Here is a 17,101-nt window from a genome sequence, read left to right as displayed (position 1 = left end):
AAGACGCGGGCATTCTGGATGCACGCGGTGCCTGTTGGTTTTTCGCGAGCGCCTACAGAGGTTGTCGGTTATTCGAGGTTCCGCGCTGAATTGCTCAGCGCCCGCGAACACTGCAACAACGCCGGCGCCAGTTGCTTCTGCGCATCCGCCCTGCTCCACCGACTGGTCGGCGCCACCACATGCACCGCTGCCACCGGCCGGCCATTGGCACCCAGTACCGGCGCGCCGATGGTCATGTCGCCCAGGAACAGCTCCTGGCCATTTACCGCATAGCCCTGCTCGCGCACTTGCTGCAACGACTCCAGAATCCTGTCGACCTCGGTCAATGTCTGGCTGGTATGCGCAATGCGCTGGCTGTTCTCGATCAACACCAACGCCTCCTCCTGCGGCAACGCGCTCAAATACGCCCGCCCCGACGCCGTGCAGTACATCGGTACCCGCGAGCCAATCGGCATGTGCACCGGCACGAAACCCGAGCTGACGAAGCGTGCGATGTAGGTCATGTCGTAGCCCGCAGGCTCGGTAAGGCACGACGTCTCGCCGGTCAATCGCGTCAGTTCCGATAAAAACGGGTTGGCCACCTCGATCAACGAATGCGCATCCAGATAGCTGAAGCCCAACTCCAACACCCGAGGTGTGAGTTGGTAATGCCGTGTGCGCGAGTGTTTCCGAAGGTAACCCAGGCTTTCGAGCGTAAATACCATGCGCTGGGCCGAACTTTTGGTCATGCCGGCGGCCTCGGCCACCTCCGCAAGGCTCATGCTGCGGCGCTGTGCGCTGAATGCCTTGAGCACCGACAGGCCTTTTTCCAGGGATTGGTTGTGCAGACTGTTGCGATCTTCGGACATGGCGTACTCGTGGTCAGGTCGATCAGGCGTGGCGATATTTCTACCTTAAATTACAAAAATAGACCATCTAATATCGCATATCGATACGACTGCTTCATTTTTTCTATTTTGTGCAGCGATATACGATTTTTATTAATCGAAATGGCACAGAGCTTGCGATTTCATCGGCAGCCGCTTGCGGTACTGACTTTCCGTTTTCCTTCTGGAGTAACCCGATGAACAGTCTTTCGCCCTTGTTTCGCCGCCTTGCCTTCGGCCTCTGCGCCACGTTCTGCGTTACCGCCGTGCACGCAGAAAGTGCGTCCTCTTACAAAGTCGGTGCAACGGCCAGTGGTTCGCCGTTTACCTTCCTCGACATCAAGAGCAACAGCATTCAGGGCGTGATGGTTGATGTCGCTGAAGCCGTAGGCAAGGCCGGCGGTTTCACCAGCCAGATCGAGCAGACCAACTTCGCCGCGCTGATCCCCTCCCTCACCTCTGGCAAGCTCGACTTCATTTCCGCCGGCATGCTCAAGACCGAAGAGCGCACCAAGGTCGTCGACTTCAGCGCCCCGGTTTACGCGTACGGTGAAGGCCTGATCATCAATGCCGACGACAACGCCGCTTACCCTGATCTCATGCCACTCAAGGATCAGGTGGTCGGCGTGCAGGCCGGCACGATCTTCTATGACCAGCTGAACACGCTCGGCATCTTCAAGGAGATCCGCACCTACGATTCCATCGGCGAGATGGTCCGCGACCTCTCCCTGGGCCGCATCAAGGCCGCCGTGGGCGACCAGCCAGTGGTGGCCTACCAGATCCGCCAGAAGCTGTTCAAAGGCGTGAAGCTCGCTCCTGACTACACGCCCAGCAACGTCGGCGAAGTCTGCCTGGTGGTGCGCAAGGGCGATGCACAAACCCTGGAGCGCCTGAACACCGCCATCGCCAGCATCAAGGCTGACGGCACCCTCGACAGCATCCTCAAGAAGTGGGGACTTGATACCCAGGTGCGCCCATGAAGCCGGCTGAGTTCCTGCAAAACGCCCTGGACTTCCTGCCGATCCTGCTGCAAGGCGCCTGGGTGACGATCCAGATCACCGTGCTGTCGTTCCTGCTCAGCAGTGCGCTCGGGTTGGTACTGGCGCTGCTCAAGCTGTCGCCGATTCGTGCACTGTCGTGGACGGCCAGCACCATCATCAACGTGATCCGTGGCCTGCCAATCATTGTGCAGCTGTTCTACATCTACTTCGTACTGCCCGACATGGGCGTACACCTCACCGCGTTCTATGCGGGTGTGATCGGCATGGGCATCGCCTACTCGGCGTACCAGGCCGAGAACTTCCGTACCGGCATCATTGCCGTCGAACAAGGCCAGCGCGAAGCTGCCGAAGCCTTGGGGATGCGCTCGGCGCTGATGATGCGCCGGGTGATCCTGCCACAAGCGTTTCGCATCGCTCTGCCGCCCTACGGCAACACCCTGGTGATGATGCTCAAGGACTCGTCCCTGGTGTCGACCATCACCGTGGCCGAGATGACCCGACAGGGCCAGCTGATCGCCTCGTCGACCTTCCAGAACATGACCGTCTACACCCTGGTCGCCCTGCTCTACCTGCTGATGAGCCTGCCGCTGGTGTATGGCCTGCGCCGCATGGAACAACACCTGGGTCGGAGGAAAAAAGCATGATCAACATTCACCAACTGCACAAACACTACGGCAGCCACCGCGTACTGCACGGTGTCGACCTGAACGTGGCCAAGGGCGAAGTGGTGTGCCTGATCGGCCCCTCGGGCTCGGGCAAATCCACCCTGCTGCGCTGCATCAATGCACTGGAAGCCTACGACGGCGGCGTGATCACCGTGTTCGGCGAAACCGTGCAGCGCGGCAGCAAGACCGTGCACGCCCTGCGCAGCCGCATGGGCATGGTGTTCCAGCGCTTCAACCTGTTCCCCCATCGCACCGTGCTGGAAAACGTGATGGAAGGCCCGGTGTACGTCAAAGGCGAACCGCCCACGCAAGCCCGCGAAGAAGCCCTGGTGTTGCTGGAAAAGGTCGGCCTGAGCGCCAAGGCCGATGCTTACCCGGAGCAACTCTCCGGCGGCCAGCAACAACGCGTGGCCATCGCCCGCGCCTTGGCGATGAAACCCGACGCCATGTTGTTCGACGAACCCACCTCCGCCCTCGACCCGGAACTGGTGGGCGATGTGCTGGCGGTGATGCGCACCTTGGCCGACGAAGGCATGACTATGATTGTGGTCACCCACGAAATGGGCTTTGCCCGCGAAGTCGCCGACCGCGTGTGTTTCCTGCATGGCGGTTACATCGTCGAAAGTGGTGCGGCGGAACAGGTGCTGGGCAATCCGCAGCATCCGCGTACCCAGGATTTCCTGCGGCGGGTGCTGCACCCCACTGGCGATACGCGGAGCCTGTCATGAAGTCATTGTGGTCCGCGACGGCGCCCTCGGTGGTGCCGACACCTGCGTTGAGGGAGTCGATGAAGGTGGATGTGGCGATTGTCGGGGCGGGATACACCGGCTTGTCGACCGCACTGCACTTGGCCGAGTGTGGTGTCAGCGTGTGCGTGCTGGAAGCCAATGAGCCCGGCTGGGGGGCATCTGGACGCAATGGTGGGCAGGTCAATCCCACGCTCAAATACGACCCCGAGCAACTGGTGCAGATGTTCGGGCCGGAGCGCGCCGAACCGTTGATCTCGACCGTGTCGAGTTCAGCAGACCTGGTGTTCAAGCTGATCGAAAAGCACGGCATTGATTGCGCGCCGGTACGCAAGGGCTGGATGCAGGTGTCATACACCGAAAAAGGCGTCGCCGGGCTGCACGCGCGAGCGGATCAGTGGGCGCGGCGCGGTGTGCCGGTGCAGCGTCTGGATGCGTCGACGGTGGCGTCACGCATGGGCAGTGACGCATTTGCCGGCGGCTGGCTGGATGGTCGTGCAGGGGCGATTCAACCGTTGGCGTATGCCCGTGGATTGGTGGGCGCGGCATTGGCGGCGGGTGTACGCATTCATGGGCAGAGCGCGGTGACAGACTTGCGGCGCCAGGGAGCGGGCTGGCAATTGCAGACGGCTTCGGGTGCACGGGTCATGGCCGATCAAGTCGTGCTGGCCACCAACGGCTACAGCGGCAACCTGTGGCCGGGCATGGCGCAGAGCGTCCTTGCGGCAAACAGCTTTATCGTCGCTACCACACCGTTGAGTGGCAGCGTCGCCGAGCGCATCCTGCCGGGCCAGGAAACCGTCTCCACCGCGCAAAGGCTGCTGCTGTACTTTCGCAAGGACAGCCATGGGCGCTTGTTGATGGGCGGCCGCGGACTGTTCAACGACCCCACTTCACCGACAGATTTCGCCCACCTGGAACGCTCGCTGGCGCTGCTGTTTCCGCAGTTGGGGCCACTGCAGTTCGAGTATCGCTGGGCCGGACGTATCGCGATCACGCGGGACTTCATGCCCCACGTTCACCAGCCCGCGCCGGGTTTAACGTTGGCACTGGGCTGCAATGGGCGCGGGATCGCACTGTGTACCAGCCTGGGGCAACAGTTGGCGGGCAAGTTGTGTGACAGCCAGGCGGAGTTCGCCTACCCGGTGACACCGTTGCAACGGCTACCGATGCATGGGTTGCAGCGTTTCTACATCGGGGCGGGGGTGGCGTGGTATAGCCTGTTGGACCGGTTGAACATCGTTTGAATCGCTAAACACTCTAAAGAGCTGTCAACACTCACAGGTTACTGAACCGACGCACCCTGCTAGCCTGAGCCAGTCGAACTCAATCCTCGTCTGGCTCACGCCTTTACCATGTGCGAAAGGAATCGTCCATGAACCCACAAACACACGCCGACAGCCTCCCCGCGCGCTTGGTCGGGTTGGTGTACAGCATCGCTTGCTACGTGGTTTTCCTACTCACCTTTTTATACCTGATGGGGTTCTTGGGCAGCGTCGTGGTGCCCAAGAACATCAACGCGGGGCGACTTATCGACTGGCCTCTGGCAACGTTGATCAACGGTTTGCTGATCATCCTGTTTGGTCTACAGCACAGTGTCATGGCGCGTAAACGCTTCAAGAGCAGGTTGACTGCACTCATTCCGACGGCGGCTGAACGCTCCACCTATGTGTTGTTCAGCAGTCTGGTACTGGGGGTGATGTTCTGGCTGTGGCACCCCATCACCTATCAGGTATGGCATATCGAAACAGCCTGGGCGAGGGCTTTGATAACGGGGCTGTTCTGGGCGGGGTGGGCCATTGTGTTATTGGCGACGCTGTTGATCAGCCACTTCGAACTCTTCGGGCTCAAGCAAGCGATTGACCGCTGGCGCGACACAGCGCAACACGCGCCAGTGTTCAGGACCCCGCTGCTCTATAAGATCATTCGTCACCCGCTGTATCTTGGGTTCCTGATTGCCTTTTGGGCTACGCCGGACATGACGGTCGGTCATTTACAGTTTGCGATGGGGCTGACGGTCTATCTCTTTATCGGCACCTACTTTGAAGAGAAGGATCTGACGGTGTTGTTTGGAGACAGGTATCGCGAGTATCAGGGAGAGGTCAGCATGATTTTTCCGATGCCGAAGAGACGTTCAAAATGAAGCAACGCAGATACTGAACAGGTCCCCGCCACAGGGGGAGAGAGTTCGCTCCCACGCAGAGTGAACTGACCCCACAAAGTTGGACGTTTACCCATCTATGCCTGAGCGGCCTGAGTGCTGCCATCCGACGCGATCTAAAACACCGACCACCCAATCCGCTCACTCAACAACTCCAATGCCTTCATCCCCGCCAGCGAGTTCCCCGCCGCGTTCAACTCCGGTGACCACACGCACACCGTAAACTGCCCCGGCACCACGGCGACAATCCCGCCGCCTACCCCGCTCTTGCCCGGCAACCCCACGCGATAGGCAAAATTTCCCGCTTCATCATAGAGCCCGCTGGTGGCCATGATCGAGTTGACCTGCTTGGTCTGGCGCGCGGTGAGGACCTGCTCGCCGCTGTGGGCGCTCACGCCTTCGTTGGCCAGGAAACTGAAGGCCCGGGCCAAATCCAGGCAGCTCATTTGCAGCGCGCAATAATTGAAATAGCTGTGCAGCACCGCATCGACATCGTTGTGAAAGTTGCCGAACGACTTCATCAGGTAGGCCATGGCCGCGTTGCGCGCGCCGTGTTGGGCTTCGGACTCGGCGACGACGCTGTTGACCAGGATCTGCGGGTTGCCGGACAGACGCCGCACAAAGTCGCGCATCGACAAAATCGGCACGGCGAAGCGCGATTGGTTGATGTCGCAGATCACTAGCGCGCCGGCATTGATGAACGGATTACGCGGGCGGCCGCGTTCGAACTCCAGTTGCACCATGGAGTTGAACGGCTGCCCCGAAGGTTCGTGGCCCAGGCGTTCCCAGATGGTTTCGCCGCCGTGGTCGATGGCCTGCACCAGGCTGAACACTTTGGAGATGCTCTGCACCGAGAACAGCGTATCGGCATCACCGGCGCAGTAGGCCGCACCATCGTTGCCGTAAACGGCGATGCCGAGTTGGTTGGCGGGCACATCGGCAAGTGCGGGGATGTAGTCGGCGACTTTGCCGAGGCCGATCAGGGGGCGCACTTCGTCGAGGATCGACGAGAGCATCGCCTGCATGTCTTGTCCTGTCATCTGTGTTTGAATCACTGGCAAACGGGTCGCGGAGGATACTTCAATGCGCCCGAAAGCCCCACACAATCTCGACCACCCGTTCGGCGATCACCAGGTAGACAAGGATCAACAATAACTGCAGCGCCAGGTGATAACGCAGCTTGGCGAGCCGGCGAATACCGTCGCTGATATTCAGGAGCATCAACAGCGTCGACAGGATGATCAGGCCCCAGCCGGCCACGCTGGAGGCAAACACCCCGATAAACAAGTCACGCTGACCCAGCAACGTATTCGTCCCCGCCGCAAACAGCAGTGCACACACCAGCAAGTTTTTCACGTTGTCGAAGATCTGCGTGCTCAGATCGTTTTCCAACAACGCCATATACCGCTTCCATAACGTGCGCATGGCCAGTACCGGGTAGGGATCGCTCGTCAATCAAAGTAGTCCAAATGCCCGTACACTGCACCGTTGCGCTTACTCCATGAGGACTTTTGCATGAAATTGATGATCGGCCTGGCCGCCCTGCTGTTGGTATCGGCTTGCACCACGACCACGCCCACCACGCCCCCCGCCCAAGACTCCGCCGCGTCAACATGCCTGGCCGGCGGCGGCACGATGAAGCAAGTCGGCAAGTTGCAGACCTGGAAGTGCATCACGCCGTACAGGGACGCGGGCAAGGCGTGCACCGATTCGAGCCAGTGCGAGGGTGAGTGCCAGACCAGCGTGACCACGCAAACAGGCACCACACCGATCAGCGGCACCTGCCAGGTGGATAACAGCCACTTCGGCTGCTCGGCGACGGTGGAGAAAGGCAAGCTGGGGCGGGCGATCTGCGTGGACTGAGCCATATCCCCCTGTAGGAGCGGTTAGAAGTGCGCCACATCCGACACCCGCTCATCCAGCACATCCCGCGCCAGTGCCCAGGCGCTTTCCCTGGATTCCACCACCAGCAGCGGGTAGCCCCAGGCCTTGCCGAACATCGCGGCAAACGGCTTGAGCGCCAAGCGTTGCGCGGCGCTGGGCTCCACCTGAATCATGCCTTTGACGTAGGTGCGCAGCGCCTGTTTGTTTTTCTTCATCCAGATCGACGCGTGCTTGCGCTCCTCGTGGGAGTGCTCGTGGTTGTTTTCATCCACGGATTTCTCGTGCAGCAGCACGAAGGATTGCTGGCGGGCCAGCAGGCTTTCGAAGGTCAGGAAGGCATCTTCCGGCCCGCCCTCGTTGGGTGCATCGAAGACGATTTTCACCACTGGGAATGTTGAACTGTCGAGTCGCATGGCAAAGCCCCTTGAGTAGCCGTTGATGAGAGTGAATCTCATCATAAGGCTCAACCCGCTGGACGGCATTGCACAGAATAGCCAGAATGTTTCGCAATTCAGCCAAAACGTGAAGCCGTCATGCAACGCCACCGCCTTGATCATCGTGATCCCGCCAGAGTCAGGGACGCCGACCTGCTCCCGCGCGCCGTGGTGGCCGTGAACGCCACCAGCACGTCCGAGAGCTGGGAGCATGCCCCGCATTCCCATCGCAAGGGGCAGCTGATGTACACCCTGCGCGGGGTGATTCATTGCCAGATCGAGGCTGGCATCTGGATCGTGCCGCCCCAGTGCGCGCTGTGGATTCCCGGCGGCCTGCCCCATGCGGCGCGCGGTTCCGGCGAAGCGGAGGTGTATTGCCTGTTGATCGACCCGGACGCCGCCGGCGCCCTGCCCGCGCAATGTTGCACGCTGTCGGTGTCCGGCCTGTTGCATGAACTGATCAGCAAGGCCGTAAGCTTCCCGCAACTGTACGACGAGGACGGCGCACAGGGGCGCCTGATCCGCACACTGCTGGACGAGCTGGCCCAGGCGCCCATCGAGGACCTGCACCTGCCGATGCCCCGGGATCCGCGCTTGCGGCGCCTGGCCGACAGCCTGCTGGCCGACCCCGGCGACAAGACCACGCTCGGCCAATGGGCCATGCGCATCGGCATGAGCGAGCGCAGCATGACGCGCCTGTTGCTGGAAGAATTTGGCTTGAGTTTCGGCCGCTGGCGCCGGCAGTTGCATGTGATCCTGTCACTGCAACGCCTGGCCCGGGGCGACAGTGTGCAGCGGGTCGCCCTGGACCTGGGCTACGAGAACGCCAGCGGCTTCATCACCATGTTCCGCAAGGCGGTAGGCCAGCCGCCAGCACGTTACCTGGCAGATCGCGCCGGGGCGCCAACGGCCAACGCCGCGGCAACCATTGCGTTGCACGCGCTCCAGACGCCGGATCAGCGCTGAACCGGAATACGAATATCACCGCCGCGACACTGGGTTTTCACACTTTTGGGGCAGCCGGCAAAGCGCAGTTCCTTGCTCAGGCACACGCGCACTTCGGACAGCACCTTGCCCTTGCAGATCACCGCCATGCTGTGATCGCCCATGGCGGGGTTGCTCTGGCGGAACAACTGTTCGATGTCCCGTGCTTCAAGGTAATTGGGCACATTGAATGGCTGCAGTTGCTGCGGGATCTGCACCGTGGCCAGCGCCGCGTCGGTGGCGTCCAGGTAACGCGTGGGTCCCAGGCCGCTGCACGTACCGTGTTTGGCCCACTCATGCTTGAGCAATGCCTGGGTGGGAAACATCAGCGCGCCCTTGGCGATGTCTTCGGCCGACAGCCGCGATTGCGGGTCACACGACGCCGGCCACCCGCCTCGGGCATACTGCGGCCATAACCCGTGCAATACAAAGCCGTAGCCTTTACCCGTGCATTGCTCGTTGCTCGGGTGCGTCAGGCAGAACGTGGGCGACCACGACAGTGACAACACATAAAAATCAAAATCCCCTGCCGGGCGTTGTTCTCGTGGTGCGGCCATTGCGCTGGTGGCAATGACCAGCCACGCCATCATCCAGAATTTCATCCATCTGTTCCTTGAAAAAACACAACCCTATCGTACCTAGCCAGGATGATGGGGGTTACGCTGTAGCACCTTGTCGAGGATCCGATCGGTCTTCAACGCCTCGATTGCCTGTGAGGGGTGTTCGGCTTCCCCGCGAATATGGGCGTTCATGGCCAGCACATGATGCCACTGGATATGCGCGTGGCAAGGCACCTCCAGCACCTCGTCCACCTCGCCTTCAAGGCGCAGCGGCTGGTCTTCGAATACTGCAAACGTGATGCGCCCCTTACTGCCGATCAGCTCGACCTTGTCTTCGCGGCGGTCGGCGACAAAGTTCCAGCAGCCCATGCCCAGCGCGCCGGACGCGAACGTCCAGCAGGCGGTCACCGCATCCTCGGCGGCGTAGCGCCCGGCCTGTCGCGCGGTAAAGCCCGAGACCTCGACGATATCCCCGGCCAGGTACTGGAACAGATCAAACCCATGGCTGGCCAGGTCGGCAAAATAACCCCCACCGGCAATGAGCGGGTCGGTGCGCCAATTGGCGGCGCTGGCATCGTCGGCGCCCGGTGGCTTGCACAAGGTCCAGGTCAGGTGACGCAATTGGCCAATACGCCCGTCCTGCAGCCACTGGCGCACTTGCTGGAAACGCGGCAGTGAACGGCGGTAATACGAGACAAACAGATGCAGGCCGGCACGCTCGAAGGTGCGCTGCATCAATGCGCTTTGCTCGGCATTCAATGCCATCGGTTTTTCGACACAGCAATGCTTGCCCGCGGCGGCCACCATCAGGCTGTATTCCAGGTGGCTGTCGGGTGGCGTGGCGATGTACACCGCGTCCACTTCGGGATCGTTGATCAGGGCCTGGGCATCGGTGTAGAAGCGGGCAATCCCGTGGCGTGTCGCATAATCGCGCACAGCCTCTTCACGGCGCCCCATCACGGCGACCAGCGCCGAACCTGGCGCTTTGTAGAAAGCGGGTCCACTCTTTAACTCAGTGACACTGCCACAGCCGATCATGCCCCAGCGTACGGTGCTCATCTGCTCTCCTCGTCCGTTTTGATCAATCGGGCAGTATCCACAACCCCACGCGTCAGCGCCATAACCACTTAGCATGACAATTGCATTACACTTTTATGACATTCATCCCACTGCGGGGGCACAGACGATGAAAATAAGGGCCACGGTCATTTGCGAACACGAGGGGCATATCCTCTTCGTACGCAAGGCCAGATCGAAATGGGCGCTGCCGGGCGGCAAGGTCGAACGCAATGAGCGCCCGGTCGGCGCGGCGGAACGCGAACTGGAAGAAGAAACCGGATTGAACGTGGACGGCTTGCTGTACTTGCAGGAACTGAAGGCGCGCGACACCGTTCACCACGTGTTCGAAGCGTCAGTGGTGAACATCGCCGATGCAAAACCCTGCAATGAAATAATCGATTGCCAGTGGCACCCTTATGGCGCCATGGATGAACTGGACACCACCGACGCCACCCGGCACATCGTTAAATCCTTCCTGCGTCGCCTGTAGTTCAGCGCTCTGCCCGCTCACCACAACAATCGCCACAAAGAAGCTCAAGCCCCTGGCTGCAGTAGCAACGCCACCAGCGCGCTCCACCCCGTCTGGTGGGACGCGCCCAGTCCGCGCCCGGTTTCCCCGTGGAAATACTCGTGGAACAACACCAGGTCGCGGCTGGCCGGGTCAGCTTCCAGCTGGGCGTACCCTGCCATCGACGGCCTTGAGCCATTTTCGTCGCGCAGAAACAGACGCGTCAGGCGCTGACTGAGGCTGTTGGCGACGTCCTCCAGGGAGGACAGGTAACCACTGCCGGCCGGGTACTCCACCGAGAAGTTGTCCGCGTAGTAGCGGTGAAACTCTCGCAACGACTCGATCAGCATGTAGTTGACCGGCATCCACAGCGGCCCGCGCCAGTTGGAATTCCCGCCATACAACCGCGAGTCGGATTCGCCGGGTTGGTAGCTCGCACACAGGGTGTTGCCGTTCATCTTCAACGCCAGCGGTTGTTCGGCGAACGCCTTGGACAGGGAGCGCACGCCAAACGCCGACAAGAACTCTTCGTCAGCCAACATGCGCCGCAACAAATCCTTGGTGCGCTCACCACGCAACAATGCCAGCAACAGGCGATTGCCCTGCCCCGGCTCGTTCCAGCGCGAGACCAATTTGGCCAGGTCCGGCCGGTGCTTCATAAACCCCAGCAAACGCTCGCGCAAACCTTCCAGGCCTTCATGCTCGCGCTGCTCCAGCACCAACACGGCAAACAGCGGCATCAGCCCGACGATCGAACGCAGGCGCACCGGCTCGTTCGCGCCGTCGGGCCGATGCAGCACGTCGTAGAAGAACAGGTCCTGCTCGTCCCACAGGCCTTCCGCGCTGTCGTCGACGCGATTGATGGCGCCGGCGATATACAGGAAGTGCTCGAAGAACTTCACGGCAATGTCGACGTACACGCCATTGCGCTTGGCCAGCTCCAGGGCGATGCGCATCAAGTCCAGCGCATAGGCCGCCACCCACGCCGTACCATCGGCCTGGTCCAGCTGGTAACCCGGTGGCAACGCGGCTGAGCGATCGAACAACGCGATATTGTCCAGCCCGAGGAAGCCGCCCTGGAACAGGTTGCGTCCCTCCGCGTCCTTACGGTTGACCCACCAGGAAAAATTCAGCAGCAGCTTGTGGAAAATTCGCTCAAGAAAATCCATATCGCCTACGCCAGTCAGCGCTTTGTCCTGCTGATAGACACGCCAACTGGCCCAGGCATGCACCGGCGGATTGGCGTCGTCGAAGCGCCATTCATAGGCCGGCAACTGGCCGTTGGGGTGCATGAAACGGTCCTTCACCAACAGCAACAGCTGTTGCTTGGCGTATCCCGGATCGATCAGCGCGATGGCCACCGCCTGGAAGCCCTGGTCCCATGAGGCGTACCACGGGTATTCCCAGGTATCAGGCATCGAGAGGATGTCGAAGTTGGACAGGTGCCGCCAATGGGTATTGCGGATATGCAGGCGCTCGGGCGGCGGCGCGGGTTGTGCCGGGTCGCCGTCGAGCCATTGGTTCACATCGAAATAATAGAGCTGCTTTGACCAGAGCAACCCGGCCAAGGCTTGACGCTGCACATTGCGCGCATCCTCATCGGCGATGTTGTGTTGCAAGGCGGCATAGAAGTCATCGGACTCCTGGCGGCGCTGTTCGAACAGCTTGCGGGCGTTGACCTGCGGTGCATCAACGGGGGCGAAACGCAGGTAGAGGGTTTTGTTTTCCAGGCCTGCCAGCTCAAGGATGAAGCGCGCCGCGACTTTTGTGCCGCGGTCACGGCGAATCGCCGATTGCACACCCGCCACCACGTAATCATTGATCCCGTCCTTGAACGGTCCCGGCGCCGGCTGCCCATTCAGCCGCGCAACGTTGGTCTCGTTCTCGCAAAACAACCACTCCACGCCGTCCTGGCCCCAGGCGCCGAGATGCCGATCAGGCAACTCAGGGTGGCGCGCCAGCACCTGTTCCCCGTCCATCGTCAATTGCGGCTTGGGCGCGTCGAAGGTCCAGCTCCAGTCATTGCGCGCCCAGAGTTGAGGCACTACCTGCACGCGCGTCGACTGCTCCGAACGGTTGCGCACAGTCACGCGCATGAAAATGTCGTCGGGCTGATGCTTGGCATATTCGACGCTGACATCGCAGTAACGGTTGTCTTCGAACACGCCGGTATCGAGGATCTCGTATTCGGCATCCGCCAGGCCACGGCGGGCGTTTTCGCTGATCAGGTCGTCATAGGGAAAGGCGGCATGCGGGTATTTGTAGAGCATGCGCATATAGGCATGGCTCGGTACGCCGTCGACGAAAAAATACAGTTCCTTGACGTCCTCACCGTGGTTGCCCTCGGCGTTATTGAGGCCGAACAAGCGCTCCTTGATGATCGCATCGCGCTCGTTCCACAGGGCCAGGCCCAGGCACCAGCGTTGCGCCTTGTCGCTGAATCCCGCCAAACCATCCTCGCCCCAGCGATAGGCACGGCTGCGCGCGTGTTCATGGGGGAAGTAAGTCCAGGCATCGCCATCGGCGCTGTAGTCTTCGCGCACCGTGCCCCATTGGCGTTCGCTTAAATAAGGGCCCCACTCGCGCCAACGTTCGGCATCCTGCTGCGCCAAGCGTTGGCCTTCGAGGGTTCCAAGTATCCGGTTGTCGGGTGTGGCCGTCATCGGGTCCTCCATCGCCTACCCAGTGAGAGGCAGTGTAGAGCCCAATGACGTCCGGGCGCACATGAAGACTTAGAAGATCGCGTAGGTGTAGTTGAAGATCAGGCGGGTTTGGTCCTGGTCGGCGGTGCCGGTGTTTTTACCGTGATAGGTGCCGGTACGGAAAGTCGTACCAAACCCTTTCAGCGGACCGGCCTGCACGACGTAGTCCAGGCGGAAGTCGGCTTCGTTTTCTTTCTGGTCAGGGCCACCGGCCACCTTCGACTTGATGTCCCTGCCGTCCAGGTAAGCCACGGACGCCTTCAGACCCGGCACATAGGCCTTGAAGTCATACGAGTACTGACCAAAGTTGACCTGCTCGCCCGCACGGGAGAACTGGCCGACCACGGCGTCGGTGAACAGGTAGAAGTCGCTGCCGCCGGCGCCTTGTGCGTGCGGGTCGGCCAGGCTGCCCTGGTTCACCCACACGAAGCCGCCGTCATCACCCACGCCTATGTGGCCAAGCATCAGGCTGCTGCCGCCCAACTGGTAGGTGAAGGCCGCACTGTAGGTTTTGTTGTCCACTTCGTTGGCGTGCTTGGCGTAGCCACCGTTGTTGTTGAACTGGTAACCGCTCTCGCCGTTCTTGCCGTCGCTGGAGCTGTCGAAGTAGCGCAGGTCGGTCTTGAACGACTGATCATTGCCCAGCGGCAGCACGTGGACCAGGCCGAAGTAGTTCTGTTTGTAGAAGTCCTGCAGTTGCGCGTAGTAGTACTGCAACGTCAGGTTTTTCGCGATCACGTTGTCGGAAGAACCAAACGGTTTGTAGTCCACCCCACCGAATTTGAAGCTGTCGCTGTCGCGGGTACCGCCTGCCACGCTCAAGCCCGTGGAGTTGCTGGAAGCACGGCCTTCGGCGCGGTTCAGTTCACCGCCGGTGAAGGTGACATTGGGGATGTCATTGGAGGTGAGGATGCCGCCGTCAAAGGTCTGCGGAGCCACGCGACTGTCGTTGGAAACCAGGATCGGCAACACCGGCGCCAAGCCGCCACCGACATGCAATTCGGTCTGGGAAATGCGGAACTTCACGTTGCCCGCCGCGCGACCGAAGGAATCCGCAGGCTCGGTGCCGTTGTTCTTGGTCGGGAAGAAGCTGTTGCCGTTGCCCGAGAGGCCCGCGCCCGCCGTGTGGCCATCACCGCCATCCAGACGCAGCGCGCCGAAAGCCATGACGTCAAAGCCCAAGCCGATGGAGCCTTGGGTGAAACCGGATTTGTAGTCAAAACGCAGCGCGGTTGCGGCTTCGCGCAGGTCGTTGTTGGTCCCCGAGCGGTTATCCGCGCTGTAGTACATGGTCCGCGAACTGATGGCCGCATGACTGTCTTCCAAGAAGCCGCTGTGACCGTTGCCGGTGCCCAGCGAACCGAGCCCGAAATCATCAGCGAACGCCTGTTGTGCAAGAACGGCGGCGGTGATCGACAACGCCAGTGTAGAAATTTTCATTAACGACAGCCCCTAAACATTTTTTTATGTGTCTGGTGTGCATAACGGCGTTTTCATCCTTGCAAACGTGACGATTCTTTCATGCCGACCAGGGCGGAATCCGTGAAGAATTAGTTAGGAAAGCCGCCGTTAAATGAAATTTCTCACGGGCTGTTTTTTGTCATATTCACGTCATCTCATTCATTTGCAGAATGAAGTCCTGAGGAATCTTCGTTTGCAAGGGTGCTTTGCGCTCAACAAAATCCAGGCCAAGGCCACCTCTACCGCTATAGCCATCAGGAATTTTTCTATGCCCAGCACCGCACATGTCAGCCCCGACCAAATCCGTAGGGGCTTTTCCAAGGCCATGTCCGACATGTACCGAGATGAAGTTCCCTTGTATGGCGCCCTGATGGAGCTGGTGGCCGAAACCAATGCCCACGTACTCGACACCCAGCCGCAGCTGGCGCAGCAGCTGCAACGCACCGGCGAAATACAGCGCCTGGACATGGAACGCCACGGCGCGATCCGCCTGGGCACCGCGGCAGAGCTGGCGACCATCAGCCGCCTGTTTGCCGTAATGGGCATGCAACCGGTGGGCTACTACGACCTGACACCGGCCGGCGTACCGGTGCACTCCACCGCGTTTCGCGCCGTGCATGAACAGGCGTTGCAAACCAGCCCGTTTCGGGTATTTACCTCATTGCTGCGCCTGGAACTGATCGAAAATCCCGACCTGCGCGCCTTCGCCGAAACCGCGCTGGCCAAGCGCTCGATCTTCACCCCTGGCGCCCTGACGCTGATCGAACAAGCGGAAAAGGACGGCGGCCTCAACGCCGAGGACGCCGATGAGTTTATCCGCCAGGCCCTGGAAACCTTCCGCTGGCACCACACCGCCACCGTCACCGGCGCGCAGTACCAGCAACTGAGCGACCAGCACCGCCTGATCGCCGACGTGGTCGCCTTCAAAGGCCCGCATATCAACCACCTGACCCCGCGCACCCTGGACATCGACCAGGTCCAGGCCGCCATGCCCGGCAAAGGCATCACCCCCAAGGCTGTGATCGAAGGCCCACCGCGCCGGCATTGCCCGATCCTGCTGCGCCAGACCAGCTTCAAGGCCCTCGACGAACCCATCGCCTTTACCGACGCTCAAGGCAGCCACAGTGCGCGCTTTGGCGAAATCGAACAGCGCGGCGTGGCGCTCACCCCCAAAGGCCGCGCGCTGTACGACCAGTTGCTGAACGCCGCGCGCGACGAATTGGGCGCCTTTCCCAATGAGGGCAACGCTGCACGTTATGTCGAATTGATGGAACGGCATTTCCAGGCGTTCCCGGATAACCACGCACAGATGCGCGAACAGGGCTTGGCCTACTTCCGCTACTTCGCCACCGAACAAGGTTTGGCGGCGCGCGGCACTGCCGCTCAACCGCGCACACTGGAAGCGCTGGTCGAGGCCGGCCACATCGATGTGGAGCCGTTGGTGTATGAGGATTTCCTACCGGTGAGTGCGGCGGGGATTTTTCAGTCGAACCTGGGGGATGCAGCCCAGAGTCACTACGCGGCCAACTCGAATCGGGCCGAGTTTGAAAAGGCGCTAGGACGTCGGACGATTGATGAATTGAAGCTGTATGGCGAGACGCAGCAACGCTCTATCGATGAATGCACAAAGGCACTGCTGGCCTGAAATGAAGTGCCCACCCGACTCACCAGCACAATCCTTGCGCCGCAACAGTCCCCAGAGCCGGGTGGGCGGTCGGCATGATAGGCAGAGAGAAGCATCCTGTCCCCCAGACAATTCTGAACAAATATGTCCGTCCCTGCTGTAGGAGCAAGCTTGCTCCTACAGGGGAGGCGTTTTGGTTTACCCCAGCTTTGCGACAATGTCGTCTTTGATCAACAGCCGCTTCTTCTTCAGCTTCTCCACATCCTCATCGCTGGCGCTTGCCGATTCTGCCTTCAGCACCTCCTTATCAGCGTCATCGTATTGAGTGAGCAGCGAGTCCAGGCGTTTATCGCTCGCCCTGCGTTCGTGAACGACTTCCTTGCTCAACCCCAAGTCCTGATACAGGTCGTGTTTCACTGGCATGGCGTACCTCCGCAAGTTGATCA

The 17,101-nt window shown here is 60.6% G+C and carries 18 protein-coding genes; 9 read left to right on the top strand and 9 right to left on the bottom strand.

What is annotated here, in order from left to right:
- Positions 1–68: 68 nt before the first annotated feature.
- Complete coding sequence (locus AB4O08_RS25455) at positions 69–848, bottom strand: IclR family transcriptional regulator (RefSeq protein WP_010209913.1); 780 nt, start codon at positions 846–848, stop codon at positions 69–71.
- A 215-nt stretch (positions 849–1,063) separates the two neighbouring features.
- On the opposite strand from AB4O08_RS25455, the gene AB4O08_RS25450 reads away from it, so the two are divergent.
- The 5 genes from AB4O08_RS25450 (at position 1,064) to mddA (ending at position 5,421) form a co-directional block, all read left to right on the top strand.
- A complete protein-coding gene (locus AB4O08_RS25450; RefSeq protein ID WP_305375112.1) occupies positions 1,064–1,846 on the top strand; it encodes an ABC transporter substrate-binding protein in 783 nt (260 codons plus the stop codon).
- On the top strand, positions 1,843–2,511 hold the full coding sequence (locus tag AB4O08_RS25445; protein ID WP_021491600.1) for an amino acid ABC transporter permease: 669 nt from the start codon (positions 1,843–1,845) through the stop codon (positions 2,509–2,511). The genes AB4O08_RS25450 and AB4O08_RS25445 overlap by 4 nt, the downstream gene beginning before the upstream one ends.
- Complete coding sequence (locus tag AB4O08_RS25440; protein ID WP_010209910.1) at positions 2,508–3,260, top strand: amino acid ABC transporter ATP-binding protein; 753 nt, start codon at positions 2,508–2,510, stop codon at positions 3,258–3,260. Before AB4O08_RS25445 ends, AB4O08_RS25440 begins: the two co-directional genes overlap by 4 nt.
- The gene (locus tag AB4O08_RS25435; protein WP_044287304.1) at positions 3,257–4,525 is read left to right on the top strand and encodes an NAD(P)/FAD-dependent oxidoreductase; all 1,269 of its coding nucleotides are present in this window, start codon (positions 3,257–3,259) and stop codon (positions 4,523–4,525) included. The genes AB4O08_RS25440 and AB4O08_RS25435 overlap by 4 nt, the downstream gene beginning before the upstream one ends.
- A gap of 128 nt (positions 4,526–4,653) precedes the next feature.
- The gene (gene mddA, locus AB4O08_RS25430; protein WP_010209907.1) at positions 4,654–5,421 is read left to right on the top strand and encodes a methanethiol S-methyltransferase; all 768 of its coding nucleotides are present in this window, start codon (positions 4,654–4,656) and stop codon (positions 5,419–5,421) included.
- 134 nt (positions 5,422–5,555) lie between these two features.
- Here mddA and glsB read toward each other — a convergent pair whose 3' ends face one another.
- A complete protein-coding gene (glsB, locus tag AB4O08_RS25425; RefSeq protein WP_010209905.1) occupies positions 5,556–6,464 on the bottom strand; it encodes a glutaminase B in 909 nt (302 codons plus the stop codon).
- A 55-nt stretch (positions 6,465–6,519) separates the two neighbouring features.
- Positions 6,520–6,864 (bottom strand): hypothetical protein, encoded by a 345-nt coding sequence (locus tag AB4O08_RS25420; RefSeq protein WP_029529123.1) that lies wholly within the window; start codon positions 6,862–6,864, stop codon positions 6,520–6,522.
- Positions 6,865–6,954: 90 nt separating this feature from the next.
- Between AB4O08_RS25420 and AB4O08_RS25415 the strand changes: the two genes are divergently transcribed.
- Positions 6,955–7,302, top strand: a complete 348-nt coding sequence (locus tag AB4O08_RS25415; protein ID WP_010209902.1) for a hypothetical protein — start codon at positions 6,955–6,957, stop codon at positions 7,300–7,302.
- A 23-nt stretch (positions 7,303–7,325) separates the two neighbouring features.
- Here the strand turns inward: AB4O08_RS25415 and AB4O08_RS25410 are convergent, their stop codons facing one another.
- Positions 7,326–7,736, bottom strand: coding sequence for a hypothetical protein (locus AB4O08_RS25410; protein WP_010209901.1), 411 nt, complete (start codon positions 7,734–7,736; stop codon positions 7,326–7,328).
- 120 nt (positions 7,737–7,856) lie between these two features.
- Between AB4O08_RS25410 and AB4O08_RS25405 the strand changes: the two genes are divergently transcribed.
- Positions 7,857–8,723 (top strand): AraC family transcriptional regulator, encoded by an 867-nt coding sequence (locus AB4O08_RS25405; protein ID WP_069673385.1) that lies wholly within the window; start codon positions 7,857–7,859, stop codon positions 8,721–8,723.
- Here the strand turns inward: AB4O08_RS25405 and AB4O08_RS25400 are convergent.
- The gene (locus AB4O08_RS25400) at positions 8,714–9,343 is read right to left on the bottom strand and encodes a ribonuclease T2 family protein (protein WP_183703538.1); all 630 of its coding nucleotides are present in this window, start codon (positions 9,341–9,343) and stop codon (positions 8,714–8,716) included. The two genes, AB4O08_RS25405 and AB4O08_RS25400, sit on opposite strands and share 10 nt — an antisense overlap.
- Positions 9,344–9,379: 36 nt before the next feature.
- Complete coding sequence (locus AB4O08_RS25395; protein ID WP_021491604.1) at positions 9,380–10,360, bottom strand: Gfo/Idh/MocA family protein; 981 nt, start codon at positions 10,358–10,360, stop codon at positions 9,380–9,382.
- A 127-nt stretch (positions 10,361–10,487) separates the two neighbouring features.
- Here AB4O08_RS25395 and AB4O08_RS25390 point away from each other — a divergent pair, with 127 nt between their 5' ends.
- The gene (locus AB4O08_RS25390; RefSeq protein ID WP_010209895.1) at positions 10,488–10,850 is read left to right on the top strand and encodes an NUDIX hydrolase; all 363 of its coding nucleotides are present in this window, start codon (positions 10,488–10,490) and stop codon (positions 10,848–10,850) included.
- A gap of 44 nt (positions 10,851–10,894) precedes the next feature.
- On the opposite strand, the gene AB4O08_RS25385 is transcribed toward AB4O08_RS25390, so the two are convergent.
- The gene (locus tag AB4O08_RS25385; protein ID WP_010209892.1) at positions 10,895–13,531 is read right to left on the bottom strand and encodes an MGH1-like glycoside hydrolase domain-containing protein; all 2,637 of its coding nucleotides are present in this window, start codon (positions 13,529–13,531) and stop codon (positions 10,895–10,897) included.
- A 69-nt stretch (positions 13,532–13,600) separates the two neighbouring features.
- Positions 13,601–15,010 carry an OprD family outer membrane porin gene (locus AB4O08_RS25380; RefSeq protein ID WP_042572211.1) on the bottom strand — a complete coding sequence of 470 codons (1,410 nt, stop codon included), beginning with the start codon at positions 15,008–15,010 and terminating at the stop codon, positions 13,601–13,603.
- 289 nt (positions 15,011–15,299) lie between these two features.
- Here AB4O08_RS25380 and hglS point away from each other — a divergent pair, with 289 nt between their 5' ends.
- Positions 15,300–16,676 (top strand): 2-oxoadipate dioxygenase/decarboxylase HglS, encoded by a 1,377-nt coding sequence (gene hglS / locus AB4O08_RS25375; RefSeq protein WP_042572210.1) that lies wholly within the window; start codon positions 15,300–15,302, stop codon positions 16,674–16,676.
- A gap of 177 nt (positions 16,677–16,853) precedes the next feature.
- On the opposite strand, the gene AB4O08_RS25370 is transcribed toward hglS, so the two are convergent.
- Entirely contained in the window at positions 16,854–17,078 is a 225-nt protein-coding gene (locus tag AB4O08_RS25370; RefSeq protein ID WP_010209888.1) for a DUF465 domain-containing protein, read from the bottom strand.
- Between the last annotated feature and the right edge of the window lie 23 nt (positions 17,079–17,101).

Source organism: Pseudomonas sp. H3_E07, from assembly GCF_054668895.1.
Note: the sequence above shows the minus strand (reverse complement) of the source record. Positions and strands in the feature narration are given on the sequence as shown.